This is a genomic window from Streptomyces sp. NPDC048643 (assembly GCF_040650615.1).
In the GTDB taxonomy this organism is placed as follows: Bacteria; Actinomycetota; Actinomycetes; order Streptomycetales; family Streptomycetaceae; genus Streptomyces.
Genome location: NZ_JBEZHO010000005.1, coordinates 117,507 through 130,958 on the forward strand (window position 1 = coordinate 117,507; position 13,452 = coordinate 130,958).

A 13,452-nucleotide genomic window follows, 5' to 3' on the forward strand; every position below is an offset into this window, starting at 1 on the left:
TCTGCGTACTTGGCGTTCCGGGGAGGTTTTTACATCGTTGGAAGAGGGCTGTAAAGCCCCCCTTCCGAAATCCCGTCAGCGTCGGCCCAGCGTGCTCTCACGTTCCACCAGCCGGAAATCCGCGGTGAGTTCACGTCCGCCGGGCTCCGTGCGACCCGACAGACTGCGCAGCAGGGAGGCCACGGCCATCCGTGCGATCGCCTGCTTGTCCGGCGAGATCGTCGTCAGGGTGACGGCGCCGAACCGCCCCTCCTCGATGTCGTCGAAACCGACCACCGCCACGTCCCACGGCACCCGCAGCCCGCGCTCGTGCAGCACCCGCATCGCACCGATCGCGACCAGGTCGTTGTACGCGAAGACCGCGTCCGGACGCACCCCGGAATCCAGCAGGTGGGCCATGCCCCGGGCGCCCTCGTCCCGGTCCCAGCCGCCGACCGGTACGACCAGGTCGTCCGGTGCCGGAATCCCCGCCTCCGTCAGCTCCTCGCGCCAGCCCGCGAGCCGCAGATGGGCCGGCCGGTTGGCGGAGTCGGTGCGGGCGCCCAGGTAGGCGATCCGTGAGCGTCCGCGGCTCAGCAGATGGCGTACCGCACTCCGCGCCGCGGCCACGTTGTCGATGGCGATGTGGTCGTAGGGCAGTTCGTACTCCCGCTCGCCGAGCAGGACGAGCGGCACGTCGTCGGTCCGCGACCGCAGGTCCTCCGCCTCCAGCTCCAGCGGGCTGAGGATCAGGCCGTCGATGACGTTGGCCCGGAAGCCCTGGCTGACCAGCACCTCCTGCTCGCGGTCGCCGCGCGTGTGGTCGAGGAGCACGGTGAACTCGTGCTCGGCGGCCGCGTCGATGACGGCTCCGGCCAGCTCCGCGAAGTACGGGTTGCCCAGCTCGGGAATGGCGAGGGCGATGATGCCCGTGCGGCCTTTGCGCAGGTGGCGGGCCGTGAGGTTCGGCCGGTAGCCCAGCTCGTCGATGGCCTCCTGGACCCGGGCGCGCATGGCCGGGGTGACGTGCGGATAGTTGTTCACGACGTTCGAAACCGTCTTGATCGAGACGCCGGCCCGCTCGGCGACGTCCTTCAGGCTGACCCGCAAGGGATCTCCTCTTCATCGATGTGCGCCGCAGCCACCTGGGTGTTTGTCATGACCCTGGACAGCGGCCGGGACCCGTGCTGTGATGCCAACTCCCGTTCCTTCCAACGTTGTACAGACTGAAGCAACGAGCCGCCACCCTTCCTCAGCCAAGGAGGATCCGTGCGCATCAGCAGACTCCGAACTCATCTGACACTCCTGTTCGTCGTGCTGCTCGGCATGGCCGGTCTCACGGCCGTCCCCGCCGCCACAGCCGCCGACGACCCCGTGGAGGTCCACGGCCTGAAGGGCGAGTACTACACCCAGTCCGCCCCCGGCGCCTTCGACTTCCACGAGCTCAAGGCCACCGGCCTCGACACCAACCTCGACTTCGACAACCTGGAGCCGCGCCTCGCCTTCGCCACCGGACAGTCCGACGACGTCAACGTCCGCTGGACCGGCCGACTCGTGCCGGAGAAGACCGGCGCCCACACCTTCTCGGTCATCGGCGACAACGGTTTCCGGGTGTGGATCGACGGACACCTCGCCATCGACCACTGGGTCGACGACTGGGACAAGGAACAGACCTCCCAGCCCATCGACCTGACCGCCGGACAGGCCTACGACATCAAGGTCGAGTACTTCGAGCACTTCGGCGGCTCCAACCTCCACCTGCGCTGGACCCCGCCGGGCGGCACCAAGACCGCCGTACCGCAGTCGGCTCTCCGGCTGCCCGACGGCTATGCCTACGACGGTGCCGTCGCGACCACGGTCGAGAAGGACGGACGCACCCTGCGCCTCGACTTCGCCCAGGCCCTGACCGCACCCCCGGCCGGCCTCACCGACCACGTCGAAGCGGTCATCGGCGGCGCCAAGTGGCCCCTTTCCACGGCGAAACTCGACCCCGCCGACCCCAAGGCCCTGATCATCGGCCTGAAGGAACCCGTCGTCGGCAACAGGACCGGCACGGCCCGCGGCACCGCCGACCTGCGCTACGACGGAAAGGGTGGCCTCTCCGGCAAGGACGGCAACGTTGTCAACGCCTTCTGGAGCAGCGGCCCCAACCACTCCACGTACCAGCTGCGCACGAAGTGGGCGGACGACGTCGGGCCGGGCAACGCCCTTCCCGAGTACCCCCGACCGCAGCTGACCCGTGACAACTGGCGCAACCTGAACGGCTCATGGCAGTTCGCGGCCGCGGACTCCGGCGACAAGCCGCCCGTGGGCAGGAACCTCGCCGAGAAGATCCTCGTGCCCTACCCGGTGGAGTCCCAGATCTCCGGCATCGAGCGGCACGAGGACCGCATGTGGTACCGCCGCACCTTCACCGTCCCGTCGGACTGGCGGATCGGTTCCGGCAAGCACCTCCAGCTCAACTTCGGCGCCGTCGACTGGCGGGCCGAGGTGTACGTCAACGGCACCAAGGTCACCGAACACCAGGGCGGCTACGACAAGTTCAGCGCCGACGTCACCGCCGCGCTGAAGCCGGGCCGCACCCAGGAGCTGATCGTCGGGGTCTACGACCCCACCGACGCGCAGGGCGGCGAGAACCCGCCCGTCGGCAAGCAGCGCCTCGACCCCAGCGGCATCTGGTACACCCCGTCCTCCGGTATCTGGCAGACCGTGTGGATGGAACCGGTGGCCACCGACCACGTCGACTCGCTCAAGCTGACCCCCGACGTGCCGAACGGCCGGCTCACCGTCGAGCCGCAGGGCGTCAAGAGCGGACTGCCGGTCACCGCCACCGCGTACGCGGGACACCGCAAGTTCGCCACCGTGACCGGCCGCACCGGACAGCCGCTCACCCTGAAGATCACCGACCCGCATCTCTGGTCGCCGGACGACCCGTTCCTCTACGACCTGAAGGTCTCGGTGGGCGCCGACCGCGTCGGCAGCTACTTCGGGATGCGGTCGATCGCCGTGGAGAAGGTGAACGGCACCCCGCGCACCGTCCTCAACGGCAAACCCGTCTTCATGATGGCCACCCTCGACCAGGGCTTCTGGCCCGACGGCCTGCACACCGCGCCGACCGACGAGGCACTGGCGTACGACCTGAAGATGCACAAGCAGATGGGCTTCAACGCGGTCCGCAAGCACATCAAGGTGGAACCCGACCGCTGGTTCTACTGGGCGGACCGACTCGGCCTGATGGTCTGGCAGGACATGCCCGCCATGACCGCCGGAGTGAACCCGAACGCCGCGGCCCGCGCCGAGTACGAGCGCGAGATGAAGCAGATGATCGACGAGCACATCAGCAGCCCGTCGGTCGTCATGTGGGTGACCTTCAACGAGGGCTGGGGCCAGTACGACGAGGCCCGCATCGCCGACCAGGCCAAGTCCTGGGACCCGACGCGTCTCGTCAACTCCATGTCGGGCATCAACCTCGGCGTCGACGGAGGCACCGGCGACATCATCGACGAGCACGGCTACCCGAGCCCGGCACTCCCACCGAATCCGGACGGTGAACGGGCCCTGGTCAGCGGTGAGTACGGCGGCCTCGGCCTCGCGGTACCGGGACACGCCTGGTCCGTCCAGCAGTCCTACGTGGACGTCGACCCCTCGACGTACACGGACGACTATCTGGCCCGGCTGGACGAGGTGCACCAGCTCGCCTGCAAGGGAGGCAACGGCGCCGTCTACACCCAGATATCCGATGTGGAAGGCGAGTTGAACGGACTCGTCACCTACGACCGCAAGGTGGTCAAGCCCGATGTGAACCGGCTGAAGGCCGCCCACACCGCGCTGATCCACGACGCGTCGCAGCCGACACCCGCCGGCTGCTCCTGACGGACGGGGCGCACACACCTCCCCGCAGTACGTGTGCGCCCCGCCCCGACCCATCGCGGGGTCACCACGGCACGGTCCGCCTCCGGTACGGGGGGAGGCGGACCGTGCGCCGGACGCGACACACGCCTCCGGTCCACGGCCGCTCGGCCCCGCCCGGCACGTCGGGCGGGGCCGACGCGGGTCGGCACGGTTAGTGTCGGCGGCATGGAAGGTGATGATCGCCAAGGGTGGCGTGCGTGCCTGCTCGGCGGTGCCGTGTTCGCCGTGTGCATGGCCGGCACCACCCTGCCCACTCCCTTGTACGGCCTCTACCAGGACAAGTTCGACTTCTCCGAGCTGATGGTCACCGTGGTCTACGCGGTGTACGCCTTCGGAGTCATCGGTGTGCTGCTCCTCGCGGGCAACGCCTCGGACTCGGTCGGCAGACGCCCCGTCCTGCTGTGCGGTCTGGGCTTCGCCGCGCTGAGCGCCGTCTGCTTCCTGTGCGCCACCGGCCTCGGCTGGCTCTACGCGGGACGGCTGATGTCAGGTCTGTCCGCCGGCCTGTTCACCGGAGCCGCCACGGCCTACGTGATGGAACTGGCACCCCGCGGCGGCTCGGGCAGGGCCACCTTCGTGGCGACCGCCGCGAACATGGGCGGACTGGGCTGCGGGCCACTGCTCGCCGGGCTGCTCGCACAGTTCGCCCCGTGGCCCCTGTACCTGCCGTTCATCGTGCACCTCGCCCTGGTGGCCTGCTCGGTCGCCGTCGTGCTGTGGCTCCGGGAGACGGTGGGGGAGCGCGGCCCGCTCAGCAGCCTACGACCGCACCGACCCCGCCTGCCCCGAGAGGTACGGGCGGTGTTCGGACCGCCCGCCATCGCCGCGTTCGTGGGGTTCGCGCTCTTCGGGGTGTTCACCTCGGTCAGCCCGGCGTTCCTCGCGGAGTCCCTGAACGTGACGAACCACGCGGTGACCGGGCTGGTCGTCGCTCTCGCCTTCTTCGCCTCGACCGCGGGTCAGCTCGCGGTCGGCCGCGTCGGGCCGACCCGGTCGCTCCCCCTGGGCTGCGCCGCGCTCCTCGCCGGCCTGGCGCTGCTCGCGGGCGCGCTGCGCTGGGACCTGATGGTGCTCGTGGTTCTCAGTGCCCTGGTCGGCGGGGCCGGTCAGGGACTGGCGTTCCGCGGGGCACTGTCCACCGTGGCGGGCGCGTCCCCCGCGGACCAGCGGGCGGCGGTCATCTCCGCCCTGTTCGTGGTCGCCTACACCGGCATCTCGCTGCCGGTGATCGGGGTGGGACTGCTGGTGGGCCCCATCGGCCTGGAGGGGGCGGGTCTGGTGTTCATCGCCTGCATGGCGGTGCTGGTCTCCGTCGCCGGCATCTATCTGCTCCGGCGACCGGCACCGGCGAACGCCTGACAGGACGGGCGGATCTGTCGGGGGAGCGCCGGGTCCCCGTCAGGCCTGGAACTCGGTCAGGTCGATGGAGTGGACGCTCAAAGGGAAGTCGTACTCCGGGTGCACCGCCTCCCGCTCCAGCTTCATGCCGAGCTTGCGGACCACGTTCTCCGACGCTTCGTTGCCCACGCGGTTGATGCTGATGACCCGGTCGAGGTTGCGGTCCTGGAGCGCGAACTCCAGCGTGGCGTGGGCGGCTTCGGACGCGTAGCCCTGCCCCCAGAAGGGGGTGCCGAGCCGCCAGCTGATCGCCACGTCGGACGCCACCTCCGGCAGGAACTCGGGCACGGACAGTCCGGCGAAGCCGACGAGTTCACCCGAGGCGAGCAGCTCGACCGCGAACAGTCCGAAACCCTCCTCGTCCCACTCGTCCTCCCACCGCTCGATCGCCTCGGCCGTGTCGTCGAGGTCGAGGACCGAGCCGTCGTCGACCCAGCGCATGACCTGGGGGTCCGCGTTGATCTCCGCCATGGGGGCGAGGTCGTCGTCGTACCAGCGGCGGAGAAGCAGGCGGGGGGTGCGGATCTCGGTCATGGGCTCCATCTTGCCCGACGGACGCGGCGCCGGAGCGCCGGGGCGTCCTGATCGGGTTCGGTGAACGCGCACGTCACGCGCCGTCTCCTGCCATGCTGGCACCGACGAGCACGCCGAGAGGACGTCATGCCGAAGGACCCCGAGACCGCCGTCCTGCCCGGACCGTGGTGGTTCGCCGCCAACGAAGTCCTGGCGTTCCTGCTGGAACTGGCCGCGCTGGCCGTCCTGAGCTGGTGGGGATTCAGCGCAGGAGGGAATGCGGCGCTTCGTGTCGTGCTCGGCGTGGGCGTCCCGCTGGCGGCGATCGTCGTGTGGGGCCTGTTCGCCGCTCCGAAAGCCAGGCTGAAGCCGGCGCTGCCCTTTGTCCTGCTGGTGAAGGCGGTGGTGCTGGGCAGCAGCGCGGTGGCCCTGTACGCGCTGGGGCACCCTGTCGCCGCGATCGTCCTGGCGGTCGTCGTGGTCGTGAACACGGCGGTCGCGGAAACCTTCCGCCGCGATCCACCCGTTCGCTCCGGGCCTCCGGCGTCGGTCTGAGCCACCCCCGACGGAGTACGGGACCGGGGGCACGACCTGCTGCCCCTCACCCCTCCTCCCCGCCCTCCCGCTGACTCCGCCGACCCGCCGCGGCGACATCGCGCATGGCCAGCAGAAACCGTCGGACGACAGCGAGGTCCCGCTCGTCGAAGGACCTCATCGAGGCGACCATCTCCGCGATCAGCGGACCGAAGAACGACCAGCCGAGGGTCACGGCACCGTCGGTGACCGTCAGCAGGACCCGACGGCGGTCGCTCGTGTCGCGCTCCCGGCGGACCAGGTCCAGTCGCTCCAGCCGGTCGACGAGAGCGGTGGTCGACGCCGAGTTCACCCCGAGCTGCGCACCGAGCCACCCCGGGGTCGCGGGCGTCTCCTCGCGCGCGGCGTCCAGCAGGTGGATCAGCGCCCGTACGTCGGTGGGATGCAGGCCGTGCAGCCCGGCGAACTCGCCCGCGAACAGGTCCAGTTCCACCGCGACGGCGCGCAGCAGATGGACGAGTTGGAGTTCCGGGTCCCGATCGTCCATGACATCCCTCCCGGTGATAATATCTCGCTCATCGAGACTATCGTTGGTCGAGCAATCATAGGCGGCGATCATGGATGGCGAGAACAGATTCCGCACCGCGTACGACGCCGTGCTGCGGCGGTGGCCCGTGCACGTCGACAGCGTCGACGTGCCGTCCCCGTACGGGACGACCCGGGTCCAGATCGCCGGTCCCGAGGACGGCCGCCCGCTGGTGCTGCTGCCCGGCGGCGGCACCACCTCCGTGGTGTGGTTCGCCACCGTCGGAGCCCTCGCCGCCACCCATCGCGTCCACGCGCCCGACCTCATGGGCGACATCGGCCGCAGCCGCCACGACGGCGCACCGCTGCGGGGCGTCGACGACCTGACGACATGGCTCGACGCGCTCTTCGACGAACTCGCTCTGGACGGCGCGGACTTGTGCGGCCACTCCTACGGCGCCTGGATCGCCCTCAACTACGCCGTACACGCCCCCCGGCGGCTCCGTCGGCTCGCGCTGCTGGACCCCACCCAGTGCTTCGCCGGGATGAACCCCGGATACCTGCTCCGAGCGTTGCCGATGCTGCTGCGGCCCACCGCCGAGCGCGTCCGGGCCTTCCACGCGTGGGAGACCGGCAGCGTCCCCGAGGAACCCGCCTGGCAGGCGTTCCTCGGCAGCACCGCCGGCGCGCGCCGATCGAGAGTCGTCGCGATGCGTCGCCCGCGTCGGCGGGACGTGCGGGCCTGCACCGTGCCCACGCTGGTTCTGGCGGCCGGGCGCAGCCGTGCCCACGACGCCCGGCGGATGGCCGCGGAAGCCGGCAGGCTCCTGCCCGAGGCAAGCGTCGTCGTCCTCCCGGAGGCATCCCACCACTCCCTGCCGACGGAACGCCCGGCCGAACTCAACCGTGTGCTGGCCGAGTTCCTGGCCGGGTGACCGCGGCCGGCCGGCGCGAGTCGGTCCGCCCGCCGCGCGGGGCGGACAGCGTGGTCGGGGACTGCCGCGAGGGCCCCTTGTTTCGGACCCCCGGGCGGGGGCAACCGGCCGTCATGGAGACGAATGAGGGTACGCAGGAAGCGGTCGAGACCCAGGGGGACGAGCACAACGTCCTCCTCAGCGCCGACACCAACGGCGACGGCAAGACCGACGTCTGGATGACCGACACCACGGGCGACGGCAAGGCCGACCTCTACCAGTTCGACACCACCGGCGACGGCGAGATCGACGTCACGATGGTCGAGCGGGCCGACGAGCCGGGCGTGGACCGGGTCGTGGTCGAGGGCGACGGCGGCCACCCCCTGGAGACCTGAGCGCCTGACGGGCCGTCGAGCTCCTGAGCCGGCCGGCGGGGTCGGGCACCCGACCGGCCCGACCCGCCCGCTCCGTCGAGCGCCGGGCCCACGGCATGGTCCGTGGCCTGGACGGATGAACGTTAGGGTTTGTCCTGTCCGATTCGGCTTGGCGTAGTGATGTCGTGGGTCATAGGTGATGCATGGAGGGCAAGGCGCGTCCCCAGGCGACCGCTGACCAGGCGTTGTTCGAGATGGACCGCCTGATCGCGCTCGCGCAGTTCGGCCAGCAGGACATCGCCGGACGGCTCGGGCTCAACGTCACCGACCTGACCTGCCTCGGATTCGTGATCGAGTCGTCCATGGCCGGCCGGTCCCTCGGCGCCAGCGACCTGGCCGCGCGGGCCCGGCTGAGCACCGGTGCCGTGACGGGTGTGCTCAACCGGCTGGAGAAGGCTCGTTTCATCCGCAGGGAGAGCGACCTGAAGGACCGTCGGCGCGTCTGGGTCGTGATGGACGAGTCGGCGCAGGCCCGCATCCTGGAGGTGTACGGCCCGTTCTACGAGCGGCTGCGGCTGCTCTTCGCCGACTACACGGCCGACGAGGTGGCCGTTCTGGCCGACTGGTTCGGCAAGGCCCGGACCGTGATGCAGGAGAGCCTGGACGCCATCAGGGACGCTCCGCGCGGCGAGGGCTCGTCGGCCGCCCAGAGCTGAGGGCATGGTCGGGCTCAGCGCCCGCCGTCGCCCCGTACCGCCGCTGACGCGGTCGCCGGAACGGCCGACCGGATCGGTTCGCCCTGCTCCGCCGCGCGCGACGCCGGAAACGGCATGCTCCCCGTCGCCGCGGAACGACGCGCCACGGAACGGCCGGCCATGCGGCACCCGAGGCAGCCGGGGTGCCCCTCGGCCGCTGTCCGGTCCTTCGTCCGCCAACTCTGTTCGCCGACGGGGCGTGGACCGCTGGGCTTGCCCCAGCCGCTCAGGTGCAGCACCCACGTGACCAGCGCGGCGGCGACGATCCCCGCGGCACCGAGAGCGAGGCCGGCCCCCGACCCCTTCGTCAGGGCCGCGCCCGTGACGCAGAAGCCGAGGACGGCGACGGCCGTTCCCGTCCATCCGGCGACGGTGTGGCCCAGGTCGTGGTTTCCGTGCAGACCGCTCATGAGGCTCCTCGAGAGGCGAGGCGCGAGAAGATTTATCTCGCGAGCTAAAATATATACAGCCATCGTAGAGGCGGTCCGTTGAGACGGCAAACGGGCCGCGTTCGCACGCGGCCCGTTCTGCGCCTGCCCGGATGACGGAGTCGGTGACCCGCTAGGCGGTGCCGGTGAGGGGGCGCAGCACCGCCGCGCCGACCCGCAGCAGGGCGGACACCGGTGGGCCGACCCATCGCGTCACCTCGCGCGGAACGGCGGGGTCGAGTTCGATCGTCACGCGGACGTACCGCAGATCGAGGTGCGTGACCGAGGAGTGGCGTGGTGTGGCGGCGTGGCGCGGTGCGGCGGTGTCCGGCTCCCGCTGCAAGGCCGCTCGGTAGGTGTCCCTGCGCTGGTTCACTGCGATTCCTGACGCTTGATGAGTTCGTCCGCGAGGTCCATGTACGCCGAGCCCTTGACCTCGACAGGGCTGCCGAACGACTGGGCGTACAGGTCGAGCCGTGGAATGTGGGTGGACAGCACGTCGAAGCCCCGCTCGGTGAGCGCCTCACGGGCATCGGCGTCGGGCCCGGTCCGTGTGGCGTCGGGGCGGTTCGTGCGGTTCAGGAGCACGGCGGAGCGGGCCGGCTGGGCGCGCAGGGACTGGACGTCACCCATCTCGCCGCCGATCGGCGCCATCCGGTCCAGCTCGATGGGGGAGGGGGTGACCGGCACGATCCACTCGCTCGCGTACCGCATGATGCTCCGCGCGATGGGGGCGTGGTCCTCCATCTGCGGGGCGTCGAAGACCACGGCACGCCGGTCGCCGAGGAAGTCGTTCACCCGTCGGTGCACGTCGCCCACCGGCAGCGAGAAGACGGGGAACGGGAAGCCGCCCGCCAGTTCGCTCCACCGCAGCGCCGAGGACGCGGGGTCACTGTCCACCAGCAGGGGGGAGTAGCCCGACTCGTGCAGTGCGTGAGCCAACCACACCGCGCTCGTCGTCTTGCCCACTCCGGGTTTCAGGTTCACAAAGGCATAGCTCATCGACACAAGAGGCGACGCTAGTGAGTGCGGGGGACCACCGCTGTCGGGGCGGGGCGCATCGCCCCGTCGTTCACTCTGCGGCGCCCGCGAATCATTCCGATGGATCAACGTCCGCGCAAGGATGGTGGTCTGACGTCCCGTGAGAGATCCCTGACGCATCTGCCCCCACGCGTAGGTCCTTCATGTGAGCCACCGCAGCGCCCCCGATCTCAGCTCGTCCGCCGACGGGCCTGCCTCACCTCGCGGTCGACCGCCCAGGCGTCCGCGACCGGTCCGAGGTGGCCGAGCTTGTCGGGATTGATCACCGAGCGAATGGTCAGGATCCGGCCGTCGACCACGTCGAGGGCCATGGTGTGCAGGACCTCGCCGTCCCGTGTCCGGAAGACCGCGCCCGGCTGGCCGTTGACCTCGCACGCCTCGAACGTCACGTCGATCACGGCCATGTGAGGGAAGACGGAGGCCAGCAGCCGGGCCACGTTCTCGGCCCCGACGACGGCCCGGGACAGCTGCGGTGCCTTTCCGCCGCCGTCCCCGACCAGCTGGACGTCGGCCGCCAGCAGGTTCCGCAGCGCGCCCACGTCGCCGTCCTTCAGCGCGTCGAAGAACCGCGTCGCCAACTCCTGCCGCTGCTCACGGTCCGCCGCGAACCGGGGCCGCCCGTCCGCCATGTGCCGCCGCGCCCGCACGAGCAACTGCCGGCAGGCCGCCTCCGAACGCCCCACCGCCCGGGCGATCTCGTCGAACTCGAAGGCGAACACGTCCCGCAGCACGAACACCGAGCGTTCCAGCGGGCTGAGCCGCTCCAGCAGGAGCAGCGCCGCCACCGACACCGAGTCCGCCAGCTCCACCGAACGCGCCGGGTCCTCGTACGGATCGCTCAGCAGCGGCTCGGGGAACCACGGACCCACGTACGCCTCCCGCCGTACCCGCGCCGACCGCAGGACGTCGATCGCGATCCGCGTCACCGTGGCCGACAGGAACGCCTTGGCCGACGTGGGGCGGGTGGCGGAGCCGTCGTAGCGGAGCCACGTCTCCTGGACGGCGTCCTCGGCCTCGCTCACGCTGCCGAGGATGCGGTAGGCGATCGAGAACAGCAGCGGCCGCAGTTCCTCGAACCCCTCGACCTTGCTCACACCGACTCCCTCACGCCTGAGCCCCGCCCGCCCGCCGAACCGGCGGGAGGGGGCGACTGTCGATGGTCGTCCGGGCCCGTCGGCAGGTCAGCGTAGCGACGCCGGGTCCGGGGCGGGGCTGCCGATCCCGTCAGTGGAACTGTCCGGGCTCGTAGGCGCCGGCCGGCTGCCGCGTGATGATGTTCAGCCGGTTCACCGAGTTCATGAACGCGACCAGGATCACCAGGGCGGTGAGCTGGTCCTCGTCGTAGTGCTTGGCGGCGGTCGACCACACCTCGTCGCCGACACCCGTGGACGCGTCGGCTACCCGGGTCCCCTGTTCCGCCAGTTCCAGCGCGGCCCGCTCGGCCTCGGTGAAGACCGTGGCCTCCCGCCACACCGCGACCAGGTTCAGCCGCACCGCGCTCTCGCCCGCGGCGGCGGCGTCCTTGGTGTGCATGTCGACGCAGACGGCGCAGCCGTTGATCTGGCTCACGCGCAGGGCCACCAGCTCCTGTGTCGCGGGCGGCAGCGGGGAGTCCTTGAGCGACCTGCCCGCCGACATGAAGTACTTGAGGGACGTGCCGGCGGTCGGGTTGGCGAAGTAGTTCAGTCGCGCTTCCATGGTGGCCTTCTCCCTGGTCGTCAGTGGCTGTACCCCCGAGACGAGGCAGCCCGGCCGCCTGTGACATCGCGGACTGTGACCCGCGTCTCCTCGCCGAGCCGAGGGGGCACCAGGTGCTGCGTGAGCCGGACGCCGTGCGGGTACCCGGCCCATCCGTGATGATCGAACAGGGCCCGCGGCAACGGTCCCGACGCGTCACGAGCAGGATCCCGACCCGTCACGCAGTCAACGAAGTGGTGATCTGATGGAGCTGAATCTCGAAGGACGGACCGCGCTCGTCACCGGCTCGACGCAGGGGATCGGCGCGGCGATCGTCCTGGGACTCGCCCGGGCCGGTGCCCGGGTCGGGGTCAACGGGCGCGACGGCGGGCGCGTGGAGGAAGCCATCGCGCAGGCGCGAAAGGAAGCGCCTCGGGCCGACCTCGTCGCCGTGGCCGCCGACCTCGGTACCGAGGAGGGGGCGGCCCGAGCGCGGGAGGTCCTCCCCGAGGTGGACATCCTGGTCAACAATCTCGGCATCTTCGGCGCCGAACCGGCTCTGGAGATCAGCGACGACGAGTGGCGGCGCTACTTCGAGATCAACGTCCTCGCCGCCGTCCGCCTCACCCGCATGTACCTGCCCGGCATGATGGCCCGGGGCTTCGGCCGTGTGCAGTACATCGCCAGCGACTCGGCGGTCGTCATCCCGGCCGAGATGATCCACTACGGCATGTCCAAGACGGCGTTGCTGGCGGTGAGCAGGGGGTTCGCCAAGGAGGCCGCGGGCACGGGCGTCACGGTGAACTCCGTCATCGCCGGACCGACCCACACGGGCGGCGTCGAGGACTTCGTCTACGAGCTCGTGGACCGTGACCTGCCCTGGGACGAGGCACAGCGCACCTTCATGCGCGAGCACCGTCCCCAGTCCCTGCTGCAACGGCTGATCGAACCCGAGGAGATCGCGAACCTCGTTGTCTACCTCAGCTCGGGGCAGGCGTCCGCCACGACGGGAGGCGCGGTGCGGGTCGACGGCGGCTACGTCGACTCGATCCTTCCCTAGGGGCACCCTTCGCCGGTGCGAGGCCGGTGCGAGGCCGGTGCGAGGCCGGTGCGAGGCCGCTGCGCGGACCCGCGTGCCCGGCCTCGTCGGCTCGCGCGCCCACGGACGCGGGCCGCAGGAGCCCCGCGGGCATCAGCGGGTTCCGTGCGTCCGGGAAGCCGTGAAGCTGTGCCGTCGCACAGCACCGCTCCGCTCCCGCTGTGCGACGGCCTTCCGAATGCTCCGCCCCCTGTACGCGGCGCCGGACGGCTGATGCCATGCCCGGCATGTCTCCCGCATCCCGATCATTACTTCCGACCCCGTCAGCGAGCGTGTGCTGTGCGCAGGACGTCCTCACGGGAC

Annotated in this window: 15 protein-coding genes; 7 read left to right on the top strand and 8 right to left on the bottom strand. The window is 70.7% G+C overall.

What is annotated here, in order from left to right; all coding sequences use genetic code 11:
- Positions 1-75: 75 nt before the first annotated feature.
- A complete protein-coding gene (locus AB0C62_RS07135) occupies positions 76-1,089 on the bottom strand; it encodes a LacI family DNA-binding transcriptional regulator (protein WP_362970356.1) in 1,014 nt (337 codons plus the stop codon).
- Between the two features lie 216 nt (positions 1,090-1,305).
- On the opposite strand from AB0C62_RS07135, the gene AB0C62_RS07140 reads away from it, so the two are divergent.
- On the top strand, positions 1,306-3,852 hold the full coding sequence (locus AB0C62_RS07140; protein WP_362970668.1) for a PA14 domain-containing protein: 2,547 nt from the start codon (positions 1,306-1,308) through the stop codon (positions 3,850-3,852).
- A gap of 204 nt (positions 3,853-4,056) precedes the next feature.
- Positions 4,057-5,250, top strand: a complete 1,194-nt coding sequence (locus tag AB0C62_RS07145; RefSeq protein WP_362970358.1) for an MFS transporter — start codon at positions 4,057-4,059, stop codon at positions 5,248-5,250.
- A 39-nt stretch (positions 5,251-5,289) separates the two neighbouring features.
- On the opposite strand, the gene AB0C62_RS07150 is transcribed toward AB0C62_RS07145, so the two are convergent.
- Positions 5,290-5,823 carry a GNAT family N-acetyltransferase gene (locus AB0C62_RS07150; protein WP_362970360.1) on the bottom strand — a complete coding sequence of 178 codons (534 nt, stop codon included), beginning with the start codon at positions 5,821-5,823 and terminating at the stop codon, positions 5,290-5,292.
- A 126-nt stretch (positions 5,824-5,949) separates the two neighbouring features.
- Here AB0C62_RS07150 and AB0C62_RS07155 point away from each other — a divergent pair, with 126 nt between their 5' ends.
- Positions 5,950-6,357: a YrdB family protein gene (locus tag AB0C62_RS07155; RefSeq protein ID WP_362970362.1), complete on the top strand. Its 408-nt coding sequence runs from the start codon at positions 5,950-5,952 to the stop codon at positions 6,355-6,357.
- 46 nt (positions 6,358-6,403) lie between these two features.
- Here the strand turns inward: AB0C62_RS07155 and AB0C62_RS07160 are convergent, their stop codons facing one another.
- Positions 6,404-6,883: a MarR family transcriptional regulator gene (locus tag AB0C62_RS07160; RefSeq protein WP_362970364.1), complete on the bottom strand. Its 480-nt coding sequence runs from the start codon at positions 6,881-6,883 to the stop codon at positions 6,404-6,406.
- Between the two features lie 70 nt (positions 6,884-6,953).
- On the opposite strand from AB0C62_RS07160, the gene AB0C62_RS07165 reads away from it, so the two are divergent.
- From AB0C62_RS07165 to AB0C62_RS07175, 3 genes are all read left to right on the top strand, one after another.
- Positions 6,954-7,796: an alpha/beta hydrolase gene (locus tag AB0C62_RS07165; protein WP_362970366.1), complete on the top strand. Its 843-nt coding sequence runs from the start codon at positions 6,954-6,956 to the stop codon at positions 7,794-7,796.
- Positions 7,797-7,909: 113 nt separating this feature from the next.
- Entirely contained in the window at positions 7,910-8,170 is a 261-nt protein-coding gene (locus tag AB0C62_RS07170) for a hypothetical protein (protein WP_164370868.1), read from the top strand.
- A 182-nt stretch (positions 8,171-8,352) separates the two neighbouring features.
- Positions 8,353-8,865 carry a MarR family transcriptional regulator gene (locus AB0C62_RS07175; RefSeq protein WP_362970368.1) on the top strand — a complete coding sequence of 171 codons (513 nt, stop codon included), beginning with the start codon at positions 8,353-8,355 and terminating at the stop codon, positions 8,863-8,865.
- 14 nt (positions 8,866-8,879) lie between these two features.
- Here AB0C62_RS07175 and AB0C62_RS07180 read toward each other — a convergent pair whose 3' ends face one another.
- The 5 genes from AB0C62_RS07180 to AB0C62_RS07200 form a co-directional block, all read right to left on the bottom strand.
- Positions 8,880-9,314 carry an HGxxPAAW family protein gene (locus tag AB0C62_RS07180; RefSeq protein WP_362970370.1) on the bottom strand — a complete coding sequence of 145 codons (435 nt, stop codon included), beginning with the start codon at positions 9,312-9,314 and terminating at the stop codon, positions 8,880-8,882.
- A gap of 151 nt (positions 9,315-9,465) precedes the next feature.
- Positions 9,466-9,708 (bottom strand): hypothetical protein, encoded by a 243-nt coding sequence (locus tag AB0C62_RS07185; RefSeq protein ID WP_362970372.1) that lies wholly within the window; start codon positions 9,706-9,708, stop codon positions 9,466-9,468.
- Entirely contained in the window at positions 9,705-10,334 is a 630-nt protein-coding gene (locus AB0C62_RS07190) for a ParA family protein (RefSeq protein WP_362970374.1), read from the bottom strand. Before AB0C62_RS07190 ends, AB0C62_RS07185 begins: the two co-directional genes overlap by 4 nt.
- A gap of 209 nt (positions 10,335-10,543) precedes the next feature.
- Positions 10,544-11,467 carry an RNA polymerase sigma-70 factor gene (locus AB0C62_RS07195; protein ID WP_362970376.1) on the bottom strand — a complete coding sequence of 308 codons (924 nt, stop codon included), beginning with the start codon at positions 11,465-11,467 and terminating at the stop codon, positions 10,544-10,546.
- A gap of 130 nt (positions 11,468-11,597) precedes the next feature.
- Positions 11,598-12,071, bottom strand: coding sequence for a carboxymuconolactone decarboxylase family protein (locus AB0C62_RS07200; protein ID WP_362970378.1), 474 nt, complete (start codon positions 12,069-12,071; stop codon positions 11,598-11,600).
- A gap of 244 nt (positions 12,072-12,315) precedes the next feature.
- On the opposite strand from AB0C62_RS07200, the gene AB0C62_RS07205 reads away from it, so the two are divergent.
- Entirely contained in the window at positions 12,316-13,110 is a 795-nt protein-coding gene (locus tag AB0C62_RS07205) for an SDR family oxidoreductase (protein ID WP_362970380.1), read from the top strand.
- The last annotated feature ends 342 nt before the right edge of the window (positions 13,111-13,452 follow it).